This is a genomic window from uncultured Roseobacter sp. (assembly GCF_947495025.1).
Taxonomy (GTDB): Bacteria; Pseudomonadota; Alphaproteobacteria; order Rhodobacterales; family Rhodobacteraceae; genus Roseobacter.
Map to the genome: position 1 here is coordinate 1 of NZ_CANLXG010000009.1, position 18,888 is coordinate 18,888.

Here is an 18,888-nt window from a genome sequence, read left to right on the forward strand (position 1 = left end):
GCAGACCCGTTCAGACAGACAGAGGCCGCCCGGCACCGGGCGGCCTTTTTGCATGCCCGGTGCATCCCCGCCGCCACCACGCGAAAAACAGGGGGAGGAACAAAAAAAGAGGCCACCGGAGCGTTCGGTGGCCTCTCAGATCAGGAACCGCGGCATGCGGTGAAGATCAGTAGCGGGTTACGTTGGGAGAGGACATAAACTGCACCTGATCGGTTGCACCGATTTCCTGACCGGACAGGGGATAGTATCCACTCCCAGCACAACCCATCAGCGTGGTGGACAAAGCGGCAATGATGGTGATTGTTCTGATTTTCATGATGGAAATTCCCCTATCCGATGGTGAAAACTGAACCATTTTACTTGTTACGTTACTTAAAAGGTTTTGGTCTCAACCGGGGTGTTATGTCCGGTGTGTGATTACTATGCCCCGGGTTCCCGCCGGGTTCCGTAATGCAGTTCACACACTCCGGAAAAATCCGAAAAAAAGTTTCGACCGCAAAAATCAGGCAGAATGCTGACCGCACCGAACAGCGTGTTTCCGATGCTTTTTCGTGACAGCCTGCGTGAAGCCTCTTGAACCTGCGGTGAAATCCGAATAGGCCACACAGCGGTACAGGGGTTTAGCTCAGTTGGTAGAGCATCGGTCTCCAAAACCGAGGGTCGTGGGTTCGAGTCCCTCAGCCCCTGCCACTTTCCGGAACAGTGTTGTCTATTCAGAAGCCGCGTTTGCGCCCCCGGCACATTCCGGACGTTTTTCTGTCTCTTTTCTGCCCATGATGTGTTTGATCTTTTGTCCGGGGGCCGGATGAGAGACGGAAATGTCAGTCAATGCCGCCACAGAGCCCGGAACAGCAGTCGATGATCCGGATGTCGCCGCGATACAGAAGCTGATCTCGGCTGAGCGTGTTGTTGATGCGGAGCCTGATGGCCCTGGGGGGGCGGCGGATGTCACTGTGCCGGAACCGAGGTCAGTACTGCGCCGCATGTCTGGCCGGGCTCTGACAAGCATCAGAACTTACCGCCCGGACAGAAAATCCATTCTGCTCACCAGTCTGGTGCTGCTGACGTTGCTCTGGCCCCACCTGATCATCGGCAGCGTGCTGATTTCCGTACTGAGCCTTCTGGCGGCCTATTTTGTTATGGGGCACGAAGTCTTCTGGCGGCGTGCACTCGGGTGCTTTTCGTTGTTTCAGCGCGTCGCGCCGCAAACCGGGCGGAAGCTCCGGGCACGTCTCTGGCTGGGTGCGCGAAAATGGGCCCGCCTGACCGGTCTGTTGCCGGAAAGCTTTGCCCGACGCCTGCAGCTGCCGGACCTGCGGGCCATCGCAGGTGCCCGTGACCGGCATGATGCGGTTCTCAGTGAGCGTCTGAGCCGGCTGTGACGTCTGAGGCCCCTGCGGAACGCCCTTGAATTCCTGTCTGCCTCTGGCTATGTGCGACAGGCAAACCAAGAACTCAGGTGATCCATGGCCACGAACCCGTTTCAGTTTATTCAGCAAACCCGCGCTGAGGTTGCCAAGGTAGTCTGGCCGACGCGCCGCGAAGTAATGCTGACCACTGTCATGGTGTTTATTCTGTCTGCGCTCTTTGCTGTGTTTTTTGCTACAGTCGACATCATCATCCGTGGCGGGCTTCAGGCTGTGCTGAACATGTTCGGCTGACACTGAACTGTCAGGTTCAAAAAACGCCGGAAACCTCTTGAAACATTGGGCTCTGCGGAGTATGCCGCAACCCTGACCAGAAACAGGGCGTGCGGCGATTCGAGTTGCGCGCCGATTTTTTGTTCCGGTCGGTGGGCCTAAGTGCCTGAAAAGCAGTAAAATTTACGGAGTTTCGTACTCCGGGAAGCAGACAGGGATCAGGGATCAGATGGCAAAGCGGTGGTATTCGGTCAGTGTCCTGTCGAACTTCGAAAAGAAGATCGCAGAACAAATCCGTACGTCCGTGGCCGAACAGGGCCTTGAAGATCAGATTGACGAAGTACTGGTGCCGACCGAAGAAGTGATCGAGGTCCGCCGGGGAAAAAAGGTAACCGCAGAGCGTCGGTTCATGCCCGGATACGTGCTGGTGCATATGGAGATGTCCGATAAGGGTTATCACCTGATCAACTCGATCAACCGCGTCACCGGCTTTCTGGGGCCGCAGGGGCGTCCGATGCCGATGCGGGATGCCGAAGTGAACGCGATCCTCAACCGCGTGCAGGAAGGCGAAGAAGCGCCGCGCACGCTCATTCACTTTGAGGTGGGCGAGAAGGTCAAGGTTGCCGATGGTCCGTTCGAGGATTTCGATGGCATGATCGAGGAAGTGGATGATGAGAACCAGCGCCTGAAGGTGTCGGTGTCGATTTTTGGCCGGGAAACCCCGGTCGAGCTGGAATACACGCAGGTCAACAAACAGACCTGACGTGCATAAGCGTGGGAGGCGAGGGTGCCGCGGCAGCCGGACCGGACCACGACAACATAAACCCGGACCGGCGCGCCGGTATGGGGTTGTAAAAGGAGAAGGCCAATGGCCAAGAAACTCGTTGGCAGCATGAAGCTGCAGGTGCCCGCAGGGCAGGCAAACCCTTCCCCGCCGGTTGGTCCGGCGCTGGGTCAGCGCGGCATCAACATCATGGAATTCTGCAAGGCGTTCAACGCCAAGACAGCAGACATGGAGCCGGGTGCACCATGCCCGACTGTGATCCAGTATTATCAGGACAAATCCTTCACGATGGATATCAAGACGCCGCCTGCGTCTTATTACCTCAAGAAGGCCGCCAAGGTGAAATCCGGGGCCAACAACCCCAGCCGTGAGACCGTGGGTTCCGTGACCTCCAAGCAGGTCCGCGAGATCGCCGAAGCGAAGATGAAAGACCTGAACGCGAACTCCGTAGAGGCCGCGATGCAGATTATCCTGGGCTCTGCCCGCTCTATGGGCATCGAGGTGAAGTAAGATGGCAAAACTCGGTAAAAGAACCCGCGCCGCACGCGAAGCATTCGCCGGCAAAGAGAACGTCACCGTCGAAGAGGCCGTGGCGCTGATCAAAGGCAACTCGAACGTCAAGTTTGACGAGACCGTCGAGATCGCCATGAACCTTGGTGTTGACCCGCGTCACGCAGACCAGATGGTCCGCGGCGTGGTCGGTCTGCCGAATGGCACAGGTAAGTCAGTCCGCGTTGCTGTGTTTGCCCGTGGTCCGAAAGCTGAAGAAGCCGAGAAGGCCGGCGCCGACATCGTCGGTGCAGAGGACCTGATGGAAACCGTACAGGGCGGCAAGATCGAATTTGACCGCTGTATCGCCACGCCTGACATGATGCCTATCGTCGGCCGTCTGGGCAAGGTCCTGGGACCGCGAAACCTGATGCCGAACCCCAAGGTGGGCACGGTGACAATGGACGTCGAGGCCGCTGTGAAAGCAGCAAAAGGCGGCGAAGTTCAGTTCAAGGCGGAAAAAGGCGGCGTTGTGCACGCAGGCGTTGGCAAACTCAGCTTTGACGAAGCCAAGCTGGTTGAGAATATCCGCGCCTTTGTCAGCGCGGTGTCCAAAGCCAAGCCGACAGGTGCCAAAGGTGCCTACATGAAGAAAATCGCGCTGAGCTCGACAATGGGCCCCGGCGTCTCTGTTTCGGTTGATAACGCCGTAACTGAGTAACCAGATCTGGCGGGTTGCACCGCCTGATAGGCAAGGCCAGACAATCGGCCTTGCTTCTGTCCGAGACGGAGGGTTCAGGGTTCGCCCCGAATAATTCCTTCCTGAGATGGGAAACGAGAGAATTCCGGCCTTCGGGCGGTTTTGGTCTCGGGACCCTGAATTGGACCCGAAACGGGTGCAGACCATCGCACCCTGAACTGAGCCGGGAGGCATACGCCTCCCACAATTGGAGTGAAACTGTGGATAGAGCACAAAAAGAACAGCTGGTCGACGAACTCGGCCAGATCTTTGAAAGCTCTGGCGTCGTTGTGGTAAGCCACTACGCCGGTCTGACAGTTGCTGAAATGCAGGACCTGCGCGCCAAAGCACGCGAAGCGGGTGGGTCTGTGCGTGTTGCCAAAAACAGGCTCGCCAAGATCGCCCTTGAGGGCAAGCCATGCGCAAGCATCGCTGACCTTCTGACGGGTATGACCGTTCTGACCTATTCTGAGGACCCTGTGGCTGCGGCCAAGGTTGCTCAGGAATTCGCCAAGGGCAATGACAAGTTCGTCATCCTCGGTGGTGCAATGGGTGAGAACGCACTGGACGTCGCCGGTGTCGAAGCCGTGTCCAAAATGCCTTCGCGCGAGGAGCTTATCGCTACTATCGCTGGCATGCTGGGCGCACCTGCATCGAACATCGCCGGGGCCATTGGCGCACCTGCAAGCAATATCGCATCCATCCTGTCCACCATCGAGGACAAGGCGGCCGCATAGGCAAACGTCAAACCGGTGTCGGGTTGAAAACACGACGTTGGAACACACATATCGTTAACGGAAAGAGCTGAACATGGCTGATCTGAAAAAACTGGCAGAAGAGATCGTTGGTCTGACCCTGCTTGAAGCACAAGAACTGAAAACAATCCTCAAGGACGAGTACGGCATCGAGCCCGCAGCTGGCGGCGCAGTGATGATGGCTGGTCCTGCTGACGGCGCTGGTGCCGCAGAGGAAGAAAAGTCGGAATTCGACGTTGTCCTGAAAAACGCAGGCGCATCGAAAATCAACGTGATCAAAGAAGTTCGCGGCATCACCGGTCTGGGCCTCAAAGAAGCCAAAGACCTGGTCGAAGCCGGCGGCAAGATCAAAGAAGGCTGCGACAAGGCAGAAGCAGAAGAGATCAAAGGCAAGCTGGAAGCAGCTGGCGCTGAGGTCGAACTGGCCTGATCCGGTCTTCAGGGGAGCAGGCCATGACTGCCTGCCAGCCCGCTGAGAAAAATGAGCTGGACCCGGAGGTTTCCGGGTCCGGCTCAGCCTGTCCTGGCAAGGGCCTTCTTCAAAGGGCCCTTTCCTGGATGCGCTTCAATGGTCGGGAGGTTGCCGGTGGGACGGCAGCCAGAATGGACCGAAACGTATCGTCTCGTATGGGCGGAGAGCCGTGGCCCGACGGCTGCTCTGACCGGTGAGAACTCTGAAAGGTGACACCTGACATGGCGCAAACGTACCTTGGCCAGAAACGTCTTCGTAAATATTATGGCAAAATCCGCGAAGTTCTGGATATGCCAAACCTCATTGAGGTGCAGAAATCCTCTTATGATCTTTTCCTGAATTCCGGCGACGGGGACACTCCGAGCATCGACGAGGGCATTGCCAGCGTCTTTGATTCCGTATTTCCGATCAAGGACTTCAACGAAACAGCGACGCTCGAGTACGTCAAGTATGACCTCGAGAAGCCAAAATACGATGTTGAGGAGTGTCAGCAGCGCGACATGACCTACAGTGCGCCGCTTAAGGTGACGCTGCGCCTCATCGTGTTCGATGTGGACGAAGATACAGGTGCGAAGTCCGTCAAGGACATCAAGGAACAGGACGTGTTCATGGGCGATATGCCCCTGATGACTCCCAACGGCACCTTTGTGGTAAACGGCACAGAACGGGTCATCGTTTCCCAGATGCACCGGTCGCCCGGTGTGTTCTTTGACCACGACAAAGGCAAGACGCACTCTTCCGGCAAGCTGCTTTTCGCCTGCCGCATCATCCCGTATCGCGGCTCCTGGCTGGACTTTGAGTTCGACGCGAAAGACATCGTCTTTGCCCGCATCGACCGCCGGCGCAAGCTGCCTGTGACAACCCTGCTCTATGCTCTGGGTCTGGATCAGGAAGGTATCATGGATGCCTACTACGAAACTGTCACCTACAAACTGGAGAAGAACAAAGGCTGGGTCGCCCCGTTCTTCCCTGATCGTGTGCGCGGGACCCGCCCGACATATGACCTGGTAGACGCCGGTTCGGGGGAAGTGCTCTTTGAAAAGGGCAAGAAGGTCACACCCCGTGCGGTCAAAAAGCTGATCGACGAAGGCAACGTGACCGAACTGTTGCTGCCCTATGATCACATCGCGGGCAAATTCGCAGCCAAGGACATCATCAACGAAGAAAACGGCGCGATCTATGTCGAGGCCGGTGATGAACTGACGCTGGAATATGACAAAGACGGCACGCTGATCGGCGGTACGGCCAAAGAACTTGTCGACGCGGGGATCACCGAAATTCCGGTGCTCGACATCGATAACGTCAATGTCGGCCCCTACATGCGCAACACCATGGCGCAGGATAAGAACATGAACCGCGACACTGCGCTCATGGACATTTACCGCGTCATGCGTCCGGGCGAGCCGCCCACCGTTGAAGCGGCCTCGGCGCTCTTCGACACACTGTTCTTTGACTCTGAGCGTTATGACCTTTCCGCGGTTGGCCGCGTGAAAATGAACATGCGTCTGGCGCTTGATGCCGAAGACACCCAGCGCACCCTGCGTCGCGAAGACATTGTGGCCTGCATCAAGGCGCTGGTTGATCTGCGCGACGGCCGGGGCGACATCGACGACATCGACCACCTCGGCAACCGCCGTGTGCGCTCGGTCGGCGAACTGATGGAAAACCAGTACCGTGTGGGCCTGCTGCGCATGGAACGCGCGATCAAAGAGCGTATGTCATCGGTCGAGATCGACACGGTGATGCCGCAGGATCTGATCAACGCGAAACCCGCCGCTGCTGCGGTACGCGAATTCTTCGGCTCTTCACAGCTGTCGCAGTTCATGGACCAGACCAACCCGCTGTCCGAAGTGACGCACAAACGTCGTCTGTCGGCGCTTGGGCCAGGTGGTCTGACACGTGAGCGTGCGGGCTTTGAGGTGCGCGACGTGCACCCGACACACTATGGTCGTATGTGCCCGATTGAAACACCGGAAGGCCCGAACATCGGTCTGATCAACTCGCTGGCGACCTTTGCCCGCGTGAACAAATACGGCTTCATTGAAACACCGTACCGCAAAGTCGAGAACCGCAAGGTGACCGACGAGGTGCAGTATATGTCCGCAACCGAGGAAATGCGTCACACCGTGGCTCAGGCCAACGCCAACCTCGACGGCGACATGAAGTTCGTGAACGATCTGGTCTCCACGCGGAAATCCGGTGACTACACGCTGTCGCCTTCGGAAAACGTTGACCTGATCGACGTCAGCCCGAAACAGCTGGTATCCGTTGCGGCATCGCTCATTCCGTTCCTCGAAAACGATGACGCCAACCGCGCTCTGATGGGCTCGAACATGCAACGTCAGGCTGTACCACTTTTGCAGGCCGAGGCGCCGCTCGTCGGAACCGGCATCGAAGAGGTTGTGGCACGCGATTCCGGTGCGGCAATCATGGCGAAACGTGCAGGCGTGATCGACCAGGTCGACGCCAGCCGGATCGTTATCCGCGCGACAGAAGATCTGGAACTGGGGGACGCGGGTGTGGATATCTACCGCATGCGTAAATTCCAGCGCTCGAACCAGAACACCTGCATCAACCAGCGTCCGCTGGTAAAAGTGGGCGATACGGTGCGCAAGGGTCAGGTTGTCGCCGATGGTCCATCGACCGACATGGGGGAGCTGGCGCTCGGCAAGAACGTTGTCGTCGCCTTCATGCCCTGGAACGGCTACAACTACGAAGACTCCATCCTGATCTCCGAGCGGATTGCCCGTGACGACGTCTTTACCTCGATCCACATCGAGGAATTCGAAGTCGCCGCACGTGACACCAAGCTTGGGCCGGAAGAGATCACCCGCGACATTCCGAACGTCGGCGAGGAAGCCCTGCGCAACCTCGACGAGGCGGGCATCGTTTACATCGGCGCCGATGTAGAGCCGGGCGATATTCTGGTGGGTAAGATCACCCCGAAAGGCGAAAGCCCGATGACGCCGGAAGAAAAGCTTCTGCGCGCCATCTTTGGTGAGAAAGCCTCTGACGTGCGCGACACCTCGCTGCGCGTGAAACCGGGTGATTTTGGTACGGTCGTCGAGGTGCGCGTCTTTAACCGCCATGGTGTGGAAAAAGACGAACGTGCGTTGCAGATCGAGCGTGAAGAAGTCGAGCGTCTGGCCCGTGACCGGGACGACGAGATGGCGATCCTTGATCGCAACATTTATGCCCGTCTCAAATCCATGATCATGGGCAAGGTTGCGGTCAAAGGCCCCAAAGGCGTGCCGTCGAACTCTGAGATCACAGAGGACCTGCTGCAAATGCTGTCCCGTGGTCAGTGGTGGCAGCTCGCACTCAAGGACGAGGCCGACGCCCAGGTGGTCGAGGCGCTGAACGAGCAGTACGAGATCCAGAAACGTGCGCTTGATGCGCGCTTTGAGGACAAGGTCGAGAAAGTCCGCCGTGGCGACGACCTGCCCCCGGGCGTGATGAAGATGGTCAAGGTCTTCGTGGCGGTGAAGCGCAAGCTGCAGCCGGGCGACAAAATGGCCGGTCGCCACGGGAACAAAGGGGTTATCTCCAAAGTGGTCCCCATGGAGGATATGCCGTTCCTTGCCGATGGCACGCCGGTTGACTTCTGTCTGAACCCGCTTGGCGTGCCAAGCCGGATGAACGTCGGGCAGATCCTCGAGACACATATGGGCTGGGCCGCGCGCGGTCTGGGTCTGAATGTCGACGAGGCGCTGCAGGAATACCGCAGATCCGGCGATCTGACCCCAGTGCGTGACGCCATGAGCCATGCCTACGGCGAGAACGTCTATGACGAAGGCATCGCGACTATGGACGAGGAAACGCTGATCGAGGCGGCTGGCAATGTCACACGCGGTGTGCCGATTGCGACGCCGGTCTTTGACGGTGCGAAAGAGGCGGACGTAAACGACGCGCTGACCCGCGCGGGCTTTGACAGTTCCGGTCAGTCGGTGCTCTTTGACGGCCGCACAGGCGAGCAGTTTGCCCGCCCTGTGACCGTGGGCATCAAGTACCTGCTGAAACTGCACCACCTGGTGGATGACAAAATCCACGCGCGCTCGACCGGGCCTTACAGCCTTGTCACCCAGCAGCCTCTGGGCGGTAAAGCGCAGTTCGGTGGCCAGCGTTTCGGGGAAATGGAGGTCTGGGCTCTGGAAGCTTATGGCGCTGCATACACCCTGCAGGAGATGCTCACCGTGAAATCGGACGACGTGGCCGGACGGACGAAAGTCTATGAGAGCATCGTCAAAGGCGAGGACAACTTTGAAGCGGGCGTGCCCGAGAGCTTCAACGTTCTGGTCAAAGAAGTCCGGGGTCTCGGCCTCAACATGGAACTCCTGGATGCGGAGGAAGATGAGTGACGGGTTGATCTCCGTCACTTCACTCCCAACGCACCCCTTTCAAGGATTTGAAAATGAACCAGGAACTGACAAACAACCCGTTTAACCCGCTCACGCCGCCCAAGGTGTTTGATGAGATTAAGGTGTCTCTGGCCTCGCCAGAGCGCATCCTGAGCTGGTCCTTCGGCGAGATCAAAAAGCCCGAGACCATCAACTATCGGACCTTCAAGCCCGAGCGGGACGGTCTGTTCTGTGCGCGTATTTTTGGCCCGATCAAGGACTACGAATGCCTCTGCGGCAAGTATAAGCGCATGAAGTACCGCGGCGTCGTCTGCGAGAAATGCGGCGTGGAAGTCACGCTGCAAAAGGTCCGCCGCGAGCGGATGGGCCACATCGAACTGGCCTCGCCGGTTGCGCACATCTGGTTCCTGAAATCGCTGCCGTCCCGCATCGGGCTGATGCTCGACATGACGCTGCGCGATCTGGAACGCGTGCTCTATTTCGAGAACTACGTGGTGATCGAACCGGGCCTGACGGACCTTCAATATGGTCAGATGATGACCGAAGAAGAGTTCATGGACGCCCAGGACGCCTATGGCATGGACGCCTTCACCGCCAACATCGGTGCGGAAGCGATCCGCGAAATGCTGGCGGCAATTGATCTGGAAGCCGAAGCAGAGCAGCTGCGTGCTGATCTGAAAGAGGCCACAGGCGAGCTGAAACCCAAGAAGATCATCAAACGTCTGAAAGTCGTTGAAAGCTTCCTCGAATCCGGTAACCGCCCGGAGTGGATGGTGCTGACCGTGATCCCGGTGATCCCGCCGGAACTGCGTCCGCTGGTGCCGCTGGATGGGGGCCGTTTTGCGACGTCCGACCTCAACGACCTTTACCGTCGTGTGATCAACCGGAACAACCGTCTGAAGCGTCTGATCGAGTTGCGCGCGCCTGACATCATCGTCCGCAACGAAAAGCGGATGCTGCAGGAATCTGTCGATGCGCTCTTTGACAACGGCCGTCGTGGCCGGGTGATCACGGGTGCCAACAAGCGTCCGCTGAAATCGCTCTCGGACATGCTGAAAGGCAAGCAGGGTCGTTTCCGTCAGAACCTTCTCGGCAAGCGCGTCGACTTCTCGGGTCGTTCGGTCATTGTGACCGGCCCGGAGCTGAAACTGCACCAGTGTGGTCTGCCGAAAAAGATGGCGCTCGAACTGTTCAAGCCCTTCATCTATTCGCGTCTGGAGGCCAAAGGTCTGTCCTCCACCGTGAAACAGGCGAAAAAGCTGGTCGAGAAAGAGCGCCCCGAGGTCTGGGATATCCTGGATGAGGTGATCCGCGAACACCCGGTCATGCTGAACCGTGCGCCGACGCTGCACCGTCTTGGAATTCAGGCGTTTGAACCGGTGCTGATCGAAGGCAAGGCCATCCAGCTGCACCCCCTCGTCTGCTCGGCGTTTAACGCTGACTTCGACGGTGACCAGATGGCTGTGCACGTTCCGCTGAGCCTTGAGGCCCAGCTGGAAGCACGCGTTCTGATGATGTCTACCAACAACGTTCTGTCGCCTGCGAACGGTGCGCCGATCATCGTGCCGTCGCAGGATATGATCCTCGGTCTCTACTACACCACACTGGCGCGTGAAGGCATGCCCGGCGAAGGCATGGTTTTCAGCTCGGTAGAGGAAGTGCAGCATGCGCTTGATGCAGGTCTTGTGCACCTGCACTCCAGGATCACCGCGCGGATCATGCAGATCGACGAGAACGGCATGGAAGTCATGAAGCGGTTTGAGACCACGCCGGGCCGTATCCGCCTTGGCGCGCTTCTGCCGCTGAATGCCAAAGCGCCGTTCGAGCTGGTGAACCGTCTGCTGCGAAAGAAAGAAGTGCAGCAGGTCATCGACACGGTCTACCGTTACTGCGGCCAGAAAGAATCCGTCATTTTCTGTGACCAGATCATGACAATGGGTTTCCGTGAAGCGTTCAAAGCCGGTATTTCCTTTGGTAAGGACGACATGCTGATCCCCGACACCAAATGGCCGATCGTCGAAGAGACGCGCGAGCAGGTGAAGGATTTCGAGCAGCAGTACATGGACGGTCTGATTACTCAGGGCGAGAAGTACAACAAAGTGGTCGATGCCTGGTCGAAGTGTAACGACAAGGTAACCGACGCGATGATGGGCTCGATCTCTGCCAGCCAGCGGAACGAAGCCGGTGCCGAACTCGAGCCGAACTCGGTCTATATGATGGCGCACTCCGGTGCCCGGGGCTCGGTCACACAGATGAAACAGCTCGGCGGGATGCGCGGCCTTATGGCCAAGCCGAACGGCGACATCATTGAGACACCGATCATCTCGAACTTCAAGGAAGGTCTGACCGTTCTTGAGTACTTCAACTCCACACACGGCGCCCGGAAGGGTCTGTCGGATACCGCTCTGAAAACGGCGAACTCCGGTTACCTGACACGTCGTCTGGTAGATGTGGCGCAGGATTGTATCGTGCGCATGAATGACTGTGGTACCGAGACGTCGATCACCGCTGTTGCAGCGGTCAACGACGGTGAGGTCGTCGCCTCGTTGTCCGAGCGCATTCTGGGCCGTGTCGTGGCCGAGGACATCATGCGTCCGGGATCAGAGGAGGTGCTGGTCGCGGCAGGTACGCTGATTGATGAGCGTATGGCTGATATGATCGAGGAGGCCGGCGTGGCGTCTGCCCGGATCCGCAGCCCGCTGACCTGTGAAGCCGAAGAAGGTGTGTGTGCGATGTGCTATGGTCGTGACCTGGCGCGTGGTACGATGGTAAACACCGGCGAAGCGGTGGGTATCATCGCCGCGCAGTCTATCGGTGAGCCCGGCACACAGCTGACGATGCGGACGTTCCACATCGGCGGTGTTGCTCAGGGTGGCCAGCAGTCCTTCCTCGAAGCCAGCCACTCCGGCAAGGTCGTGTTTGAAAATGCGCAGACCCTCGAGAACGCCTCTGGCGAGACCATGGTCATGGGCCGGAACATGAAGCTGATCATTCAGGACGAGAACGGCGAGGAACGTGCCAGCCACAAGGTCGGCTACGGTACCAAGCTCTTTGTCACTGACGGTCAGGACGTGGCCCGCGGCGACAAGCTCTTTGAATGGGACCCCTATACGCTGCCAATCATCGCCGAGAAATCGGGTACTGCGAAATTCGTTGACCTTGTCAGCGGGATCGCCGTGCGGGACGAAACGGACGATGCAACCGGGATGACGCAGAAGATCGTGATCGACTGGCGTGCAGCCCCCAAAGGCAACGAGCTCAAGCCCGAGATCATTCTGGTCGATGGCGAAGGCGAACCGGTACGCAATGATGCGGGCAACCCGGTCACCTATCCGATGTCTGTGGATGCGGTTCTGTCCATCGAAGACGGCTCCGAGATCCGCGCAGGTGACGTTGTTGCGCGTATTCCGCGCGAGGGCGCCAAGACCAAGGACATCACCGGTGGTTTGCCACGCGTGGCCGAACTCTTTGAGGCACGTCGTCCCAAAGACCACGCCATCATCGCGGAAATCGACGGCTATGTGCGGTATGGCAAGGACTACAAGAACAAGCGCCGTATCGCGATCGAGAGCTCCGAGGATCCGGATCACAAGGTCGAGTACATGGTGCCCAAGGGCAAGCACATCCCGGTTGCAGAAGGTGATTTTGTCCAGAAGGGTGACTACATCATGGACGGTAACCCGGCACCGCATGACATCCTTGCCATTATGGGTGTCGAGGCGCTGGCGGATTACATGATCGACGAGGTGCAGGACGTCTATCGCCTGCAGGGTGTGAAGATCAACGACAAGCACATCGAGGTTATCGTACGTCAGATGCTGCAGAAGTGGGAAATCCAGGATTCCGGTGACACCACGCTGCTCAAGGGCGAACACGTTGACAAGCAGGAGTTCGATCAGGCCAACGAGAAGTCCATCTCCAAGGGCGGTCGTCCTGCACAGGGTGAACCCATCCTGCTCGGTATCACCAAGGCGTCGCTGCAGACCCGCAGCTTCATCTCGGCCGCATCCTTCCAGGAAACCACGCGTGTTCTTACCGAAGCCTCCGTGCAGGGTAAGAAAGACAAGCTCGTGGGGCTCAAGGAGAATGTCATCGTCGGTCGTCTGATCCCCGCAGGCACAGGTGGCGCCACAATGAAGGTGCGTCGTGTGGCTCAGGACCGCGACAACGTCGTGATCGAAGCGCGCCGCGAGGAAGCCGAAGCAGCGGCAGCGCTGGCAGCACCGGTTGTGGACGACGACATCGTCGGTGGCGACGTGTTCGATACAATCATCCCGGCGGACGAAGACAGCCGCGGCTGACATCGCATTGGTGCGAAATCAATATGGCCCCCGCAGGTTTGTCCTGCGGGGGCTTTTCTTTGTGCCGTCCCCGGTGTTTGGTGTGCGCAGGGTCAGGAGAACGGGCGGGCGATGGCGGCACGGTTGAAAATTGTGGGTCTGATGCGGTTTTCCGTACTGACGCCAACCTATTATGCCGAAACCTTTGACACCCTCGACAAGGCAGCTGCGCATCTCTTCTCGCCGGAACGCATGACCCTGCGGTTTCGCATCTTTGAGGCACTTGTGCTGCCGTCACTTCTGGCACAGACAGACGCCGATTTTGAGATGGTAATTCTGACGGCGGATCAGCTGCCTGAACCCTGGATGACCCGTCTGGTGGAACTGGTTGGCGCGGTTCCCAATGCGCGGCTTTTGCCGGTTGGTACCGACCGGCATTACCAGTTGCTGCGCGAAGGCTACCTGTCGGTGGACACCGGTGATGCAACGCACCGGGTGATGTTCCGGCTGGATGATGACGATGCGCTCTCGCTTGATTATATCAGCCGTCTGCGCGCTAACGCCAGAGGCCTGCTGCGCCTGCAAAAGCCCGATGTCCCGCAGGTGCTGGCATTCAACAGGGGCGTTTACGTGCAGTTCCGCGACGGGGCCGACAATGACGTCTTTGACGCCTGCGAGCGCGCACCATTGTCGGCGGGGACAGCTTTGCTGGCTCCGCTTGATTATCCGCGCAACCCCTACCGCTACAACCACCGACAGCTGGCGCAGTATTACCCGACGTACTCGGATATCAGTGCACCATCGTTTATCCGGACGGTGCATGGCGACAACAAATCAAACCCGGCGCAGATGGGGCTGACACGTCAGCTCAGAGAATCCGGGCTGGAGCGTCAGCTGCAGCGCAACTTCGGTGTCGAGCTGGCCGATCTCCGGGAGCTCTGATGATGTCCCCGAACCTCGCCGGCGCGCTGCTGATGATGGCCTCGATGGCCTGCTTCACCTTCAACGATGCCCTGCTCAAGATGACGGACGGGGCGCTGCCGTTGTTCCAGCTGCTGTTTCTGAGGGGCATTCTGGCGAGCCTGCTCATCTTTCTGCTGGCACGGGCGCGTGGCGGGTTGCGCGGCCCGGTTGCCGGGCGGGACAGGCTGCTGATTGCTGCGCGGTCTCTGTCCGAAGTGGGTGCCGCCTATTTCTTTGTTACTGCGCTGCTCAACATGCCGCTCGCCAATGTTACCGCCATTCTGCAGGTGCTCCCGCTAACCGTAACGCTGGGTTCAGCATTGTTTTTCCGCGAGGCAGTAGGCTGGCGCAGGATGCTTGCCATTGTCATTGGTTTCGCAGGGATGCTGCTGATCGTGCGTCCCGGTACTGATGGTTTTACGCTGTATTCGGTCTATGCCCTGATCGCAGTGCTTTGTGTGACTGTCCGCGACCTGACAACCCGCAGGCTGTCGCGTGATGTACCTTCCCTGCTGGTCACCCTTTCGGCCTCTGTGACCGTGCTGGTGGCCTCCGGCCTTGCCTCACTGACGACCGAATGGGCTCCCGTGACACCTGATCTGGCGTGGCTGCTTGTGGGGTCATCGGTATTTATCGTCGGTGGCTACTTTTTCTCAGTCCAGGTCATGCGGGCGGGGGATGTCTCATTTATTGCGCCGTTCCGTTACACCGGTCTGATCTGGGCGCTTGTGCTCGGCTGGCTGGTGTTCGGCGACTGGCCGTCGGGCATCACCCTGGCCGGCGCGGCCATCATCGTGGCAACGGGGCTTTTCACGCTTTACCGCGAGCGCAGCCTGATGCGCAGCTGAGACGCGCCGGGCAACCCGGTCGCCGGCGCCGGCACCTGCTGTTAGCGGGAAGGGTTGAGGGCCTGTTGACACTGACACCGACTCCTTTTATACGCGCGGCATCTCGGAGGCAGAGGTCGCTCTGCTGTCTGAAATCATAATGAAGTGGTCACGATCCGGCCTACTGCTGGCCCGATCCTCTGTAACCTCACCGCGTCGTTTTCCCCGGTAAGGAAACGGAAGCGGTTTTTTTGTTGTCGTATACGAATGCGGCGAGAAATAAACGCGCTTTTCGCGCAACGGGCCGGTCATGGACGCATGATCAGCTGAACTTAAACCGCATGGGGTCGTCCCCGTGCACACATATGTGAGCTTAGACGGGGAAAGAACCGGAATGCCAACGATCCAGCAGCTGATCCGCAAACCGCGGCAGCCAAAAATTAAACGCTCGAAATCCATGCACCTGCAGGAATGCCCGCAGAAGCGTGGCGTTTGCACGCGTGTCTACACAACCACACCGAAAAAGCCGAACTCGGCGATGCGGAAGGTTGCCAAGGTACGCCTGACAAACGGTTTCGAGGTCATCAGCTATATCCCGGGCGAAAGCCACAACCTTCAGGAACACTCTGTGGTTCTGATCCGTGGTGGTCGTGTCAAAGACCTTCCTGGCGTGCGGTACCACATCCTGCGCGGTGTGCTCGATACACAGGGCGTCAAAGACCGTAAGCAACGTCGTTCGAAATACGGCGCGAAGCGTCCGAAGTAAGGAGAGACCAAGATGTCCCGTCGCCACGCAGCCGAAAAACGCGAAGTCCTGCCCGACGCCAAATATGGCGATCTGGTTCTGACAAAATTCATGAACAACCTGATGATCGACGGCAAGAAGTCGGTCGCAGAACGCATCGTTTACAACGCTCTCACACGCGTTGAGACAAAGATCAAACGCGCCCCTGTTGAGGTCTTCCACGAAGCTCTCGATAATATCAAACCTTCGGTCGAAGTCCGTTCGCGCCGGGTCGGTGGTGCGACGTACCAGGTTCCTGTCGAAGTGCGTCCCGAGCGCCGCGAAGCCCTGGCCATCCGCTGGCTGATCAAAGCCTCCCGCGCCCGCAACGAGAACACCATGGAAGAGCGCCTCGCAGGCGAGCTTCTGGACGCTGTTCAGTCCCGTGGCACTGCGGTGAAAAAGCGCGAAGACACCCACAAGATGGCCGACGCCAACAAAGCGTTCAGCCACTACCGCTGGTAAATTACGTCGCGCCCTGCCCGGGCGCGATGATCCGTTTTTAGATATCCTGAGGAAGCAGCCCCATGGCACGCGACTATCCGCTCGACCGCTACCGCAACTTTGGCATCATGGCGCACATTGATGCCGGCAAAACAACCTGTTCGGAACGCATCCTGTACTACACGGGCAAGTCCCACAACATCGGTGAGGTGCACGATGGTGCAGCCACCATGGACTGGATGGAGCAGGAGCAGGAACGCGGGATCACCATCACGTCTGCGGCGACAACCACGTTCTGGGAACGTACCGAAGACGGTGCGACCGCAGACACGCCCAAGCACCGCATGAACATCATCGATACGCCCGGCCACGTTGACTTCACCATCGAAGTTGAGCGTTCGCTGGCCGTTCTCGACGGTGCCGTTGCTGTTCTGGACGCCAACGCGGGTGTTGAGCCGCAGACAGAGACTGTCTGGCGTCAGGCTGACCGCTACAAGGTGCCGCGCATCGTTTTCGTCAACAAGATGGACAAGATCGGCGCAGATTTCTTTAACTGCGTACACATGATTCAGGACCGTACAGGTGCGACACCCTGCCCGATCCAGATCCCGATCGGTGCAGAGACCGAGCTTGAGGGCATGATTGACCTCGTGACCATGGAAGAATGGGTCTGGGCCGGTGAAGACCTCGGCGCCTCCTGGGAAAAACGCCCGATCCGTGACAGCCTGAAAGAGCAGGCCGAGGAATGGCGCGGCAAGATGATCGAAATCGCCGTCGAAATGGACGACGACGCGATGATGGAGTACCTGGAAGGCAACGAGCCCGACGTACCCACGCTGCGCCGGCTGATCCGCGCAGGCACGCTCGCGATCAAATTCATCCCCGTACTCTGCGGCTCCGCGTTCAAGAACAAGGGTGTTCAGCCTCTGCTCAACGCTGTGATCGACTATCTTCCGTCCCCGATGGATGTTGTCGACTATATGGGCTTCAAGCCGGGCGACGAAACCGAGACCCGTGACATTGCCCGCCGTGCGGACGATGACATGGCCTTCTCTGCGCTGGCGTTCAAAATCATGAACGACCCGTTTGTCGGTACGCTGACCTTCACGCGCATCTATTCGGGTGTGCTGAACAAAGGCGACACGCTGCTGAACTCGACGAAGGAGCGTAAAGAGCGTGTTGGCCGTATGATGATGATGCACTCGAATGACCGTGAAGAGATCACAGAAGCATTCGCGGGTGACATTATCGCGCTGGCAGGTCTGAAAGACACTACAACAGGTGACACGCTCTGCGCGGTCAACGATCCGGTCGTGCTGGAAACGATGACCTTCCCCGATCCGGTGATCGAGATTGCGGTTGAGCCGAAAACCAAGGCCGACCAGGAAAAAATGTCCACAGGTCTGGCGCGTCTTGCCGCCGAAGACCCGTCCTTCCGCGTGGAGACTGACCTCGAATCCGGTCAGACTATCATGAAGGGCATGGGCGAACTTCACCTGGACATTCTGGTGGACCGTCTCAAGCGCGAGTTCAAGGTTGAGGCGAACATCGGTGCGCCGCAGGTGGCTTACCGTGAGACGATCTCGAAAGAGGCAGAAATCACCTATACTCACAAGAAGCAGTCAGGTGGTTCCGGTCAGTTCGCTGAGGTTAAGATGATCCTCATGCCGACCGAGCCGGGCGAGGGCTATTCCTTCGAGAGCCGCATCGTTGGTGGTGCTGTTCCCAAGGAATACATCCCTGGTGTTGAAAAGGGTATCCAGTCGGTCATGGACTCCGGTCCGCTGGCGGGCTTCCCCGTGATCGACTTCAAGGTTGCTCTGATCGACGGTAAATTCCACGACGTTGACTCCAGCGTTCTGGCGTTCGAGATCGCAGCCCGCATGGGGATGCGCGAAGGCATGAAGAAAGCCGGCGCGAAGCTGCTCGAGCCGATCATGAAAGTCGAGGTGGTGACACCCGAGGAATACACCGGTGGTATCATCGGCGACCTCACGTCCCGCCGTGGTCAGGTCCAGGGTCAGGACACGCGCGGTAACGCGATTGCCATCGACGCCTTTGTGCCGCTGGCGAACATGTTCGGCTACATCAACACACTGCGGTCGATGTCGTCGGGTCGTGCGAACTTCACCATGCAGTTCGACCACTATGAGCCCGTGCCGCAGAACATCTCTGACGAAATTCAGGCAAAATTCGCTTAAAACCAGAGCGCGGCAACGCGCTCTGACACCAGACACCGGGCCGATGAGTGCCCGACAGAACACCTAAGGAGGCCATCATGGCAAAGGCAAAGTTTGAACGGACGAAACCGCACGTAAACATCGGCACGATTGGTCACGTTGACCACGGCAAG

15 protein-coding genes and 1 tRNA gene are annotated in these 18,888 nt (G+C 58.4%); 15 read left to right on the plus strand and 1 reads right to left on the minus strand.

What is annotated here, in order from left to right:
- Positions 1-166: 166 nt before the first annotated feature.
- Positions 167-316, minus strand: a complete 150-nt coding sequence (locus tag Q0792_RS20000; protein ID WP_298845302.1) for a hypothetical protein — start codon at positions 314-316, stop codon at positions 167-169.
- A gap of 298 nt (positions 317-614) precedes the next feature.
- Here Q0792_RS20000 and Q0792_RS20005 point away from each other — a divergent pair.
- The 15 genes from Q0792_RS20005 (at position 615) to fusA (ending at position 18,736) form a co-directional block, all read left to right on the plus strand.
- A tRNA-Trp gene (locus tag Q0792_RS20005) sits at positions 615-690 on the plus strand.
- 128 nt (positions 691-818) lie between these two features.
- Positions 819-1,382 carry a hypothetical protein gene (locus tag Q0792_RS20010; RefSeq protein ID WP_298845305.1) on the plus strand — a complete coding sequence of 188 codons (564 nt, stop codon included), beginning with the start codon at positions 819-821 and terminating at the stop codon, positions 1,380-1,382.
- 84 nt (positions 1,383-1,466) lie between these two features.
- Positions 1,467-1,661, plus strand: a complete 195-nt coding sequence (gene secE, locus Q0792_RS20015; RefSeq protein ID WP_298845308.1) for a preprotein translocase subunit SecE — start codon at positions 1,467-1,469, stop codon at positions 1,659-1,661.
- Between the two features lie 208 nt (positions 1,662-1,869).
- Positions 1,870-2,403, plus strand: coding sequence for a transcription termination/antitermination protein NusG (gene nusG, locus Q0792_RS20020; protein ID WP_298845311.1), 534 nt, complete (start codon positions 1,870-1,872; stop codon positions 2,401-2,403).
- Between the two features lie 105 nt (positions 2,404-2,508).
- The gene (gene rplK, locus Q0792_RS20025; RefSeq protein ID WP_298845313.1) at positions 2,509-2,934 is read left to right on the plus strand and encodes a 50S ribosomal protein L11; all 426 of its coding nucleotides are present in this window, start codon (positions 2,509-2,511) and stop codon (positions 2,932-2,934) included.
- Between the two features lies 1 nt (position 2,935).
- Complete coding sequence (gene rplA / locus Q0792_RS20030; protein WP_298845316.1) at positions 2,936-3,634, plus strand: 50S ribosomal protein L1; 699 nt, start codon at positions 2,936-2,938, stop codon at positions 3,632-3,634.
- A gap of 239 nt (positions 3,635-3,873) precedes the next feature.
- The gene (gene rplJ / locus Q0792_RS20035; RefSeq protein WP_298845319.1) at positions 3,874-4,389 is read left to right on the plus strand and encodes a 50S ribosomal protein L10; all 516 of its coding nucleotides are present in this window, start codon (positions 3,874-3,876) and stop codon (positions 4,387-4,389) included.
- Positions 4,390-4,462: 73 nt separating this feature from the next.
- Positions 4,463-4,837 carry a 50S ribosomal protein L7/L12 gene (rplL, locus tag Q0792_RS20040; protein ID WP_298845321.1) on the plus strand — a complete coding sequence of 125 codons (375 nt, stop codon included), beginning with the start codon at positions 4,463-4,465 and terminating at the stop codon, positions 4,835-4,837.
- A 263-nt stretch (positions 4,838-5,100) separates the two neighbouring features.
- Positions 5,101-9,237 (plus strand): DNA-directed RNA polymerase subunit beta, encoded by a 4,137-nt coding sequence (gene rpoB, locus Q0792_RS20045; protein WP_298845323.1) that lies wholly within the window; start codon positions 5,101-5,103, stop codon positions 9,235-9,237.
- Positions 9,238-9,290: 53 nt separating this feature from the next.
- Positions 9,291-13,538, plus strand: coding sequence for a DNA-directed RNA polymerase subunit beta' (rpoC, locus tag Q0792_RS20050; protein ID WP_298845326.1), 4,248 nt, complete (start codon positions 9,291-9,293; stop codon positions 13,536-13,538).
- A gap of 111 nt (positions 13,539-13,649) precedes the next feature.
- Positions 13,650-14,459 carry a glycosyltransferase gene (locus tag Q0792_RS20055; RefSeq protein ID WP_298845329.1) on the plus strand — a complete coding sequence of 270 codons (810 nt, stop codon included), beginning with the start codon at positions 13,650-13,652 and terminating at the stop codon, positions 14,457-14,459.
- A 2-nt stretch (positions 14,460-14,461) separates the two neighbouring features.
- Positions 14,462-15,328, plus strand: a complete 867-nt coding sequence (locus tag Q0792_RS20060; protein ID WP_298845342.1) for a DMT family transporter — start codon at positions 14,462-14,464, stop codon at positions 15,326-15,328.
- 373 nt (positions 15,329-15,701) lie between these two features.
- The gene (gene rpsL, locus Q0792_RS20065; RefSeq protein WP_011570072.1) at positions 15,702-16,073 is read left to right on the plus strand and encodes a 30S ribosomal protein S12; all 372 of its coding nucleotides are present in this window, start codon (positions 15,702-15,704) and stop codon (positions 16,071-16,073) included.
- Between the two features lie 12 nt (positions 16,074-16,085).
- Positions 16,086-16,556, plus strand: coding sequence for a 30S ribosomal protein S7 (gene rpsG / locus Q0792_RS20070; protein ID WP_159978195.1), 471 nt, complete (start codon positions 16,086-16,088; stop codon positions 16,554-16,556).
- Positions 16,557-16,618: 62 nt separating this feature from the next.
- A complete protein-coding gene (fusA, locus tag Q0792_RS20075; protein WP_298845339.1) occupies positions 16,619-18,736 on the plus strand; it encodes an elongation factor G in 2,118 nt (705 codons plus the stop codon).
- The last annotated feature ends 152 nt before the right edge of the window (positions 18,737-18,888 follow it).

Excerpts from the sequence above, each read along its gene's own strand:
- Q0792_RS20000 (WP_298845302.1), bottom strand. The coding sequence starts at position 316 with ATGAAAATCAGAACAATCACCATCATTGCCGCTTTGTCCACCACGCTG.
- Q0792_RS20010 (WP_298845305.1), top strand. The coding sequence starts at position 819 with ATGTCAGTCAATGCCGCCACAGAGCCCGGAACAGCAGTCGATGATCCG.
- secE (WP_298845308.1), top strand. The coding sequence starts at position 1,467 with ATGGCCACGAACCCGTTTCAGTTTATTCAGCAAACCCGCGCTGAGGTT.
- nusG (WP_298845311.1), top strand. The coding sequence starts at position 1,870 with ATGGCAAAGCGGTGGTATTCGGTCAGTGTCCTGTCGAACTTCGAAAAG.
- rplK (WP_298845313.1), top strand. The coding sequence starts at position 2,509 with ATGGCCAAGAAACTCGTTGGCAGCATGAAGCTGCAGGTGCCCGCAGGG.
- rplA (WP_298845316.1), top strand. The coding sequence starts at position 2,936 with ATGGCAAAACTCGGTAAAAGAACCCGCGCCGCACGCGAAGCATTCGCC.
- rplL (WP_298845321.1), top strand. The coding sequence starts at position 4,463 with ATGGCTGATCTGAAAAAACTGGCAGAAGAGATCGTTGGTCTGACCCTG.
- rpoB (WP_298845323.1), top strand. The coding sequence starts at position 5,101 with ATGGCGCAAACGTACCTTGGCCAGAAACGTCTTCGTAAATATTATGGC.
- rpoC (WP_298845326.1), top strand. The coding sequence starts at position 9,291 with ATGAACCAGGAACTGACAAACAACCCGTTTAACCCGCTCACGCCGCCC.
- Q0792_RS20055 (WP_298845329.1), top strand. The coding sequence starts at position 13,650 with ATGGCGGCACGGTTGAAAATTGTGGGTCTGATGCGGTTTTCCGTACTG.
- Q0792_RS20060 (WP_298845342.1), top strand. The coding sequence starts at position 14,462 with ATGTCCCCGAACCTCGCCGGCGCGCTGCTGATGATGGCCTCGATGGCC.
- rpsL (WP_011570072.1), top strand. The coding sequence starts at position 15,702 with ATGCCAACGATCCAGCAGCTGATCCGCAAACCGCGGCAGCCAAAAATT.
- rpsG (WP_159978195.1), top strand. The coding sequence starts at position 16,086 with ATGTCCCGTCGCCACGCAGCCGAAAAACGCGAAGTCCTGCCCGACGCC.
- fusA (WP_298845339.1), top strand. The coding sequence starts at position 16,619 with ATGGCACGCGACTATCCGCTCGACCGCTACCGCAACTTTGGCATCATG.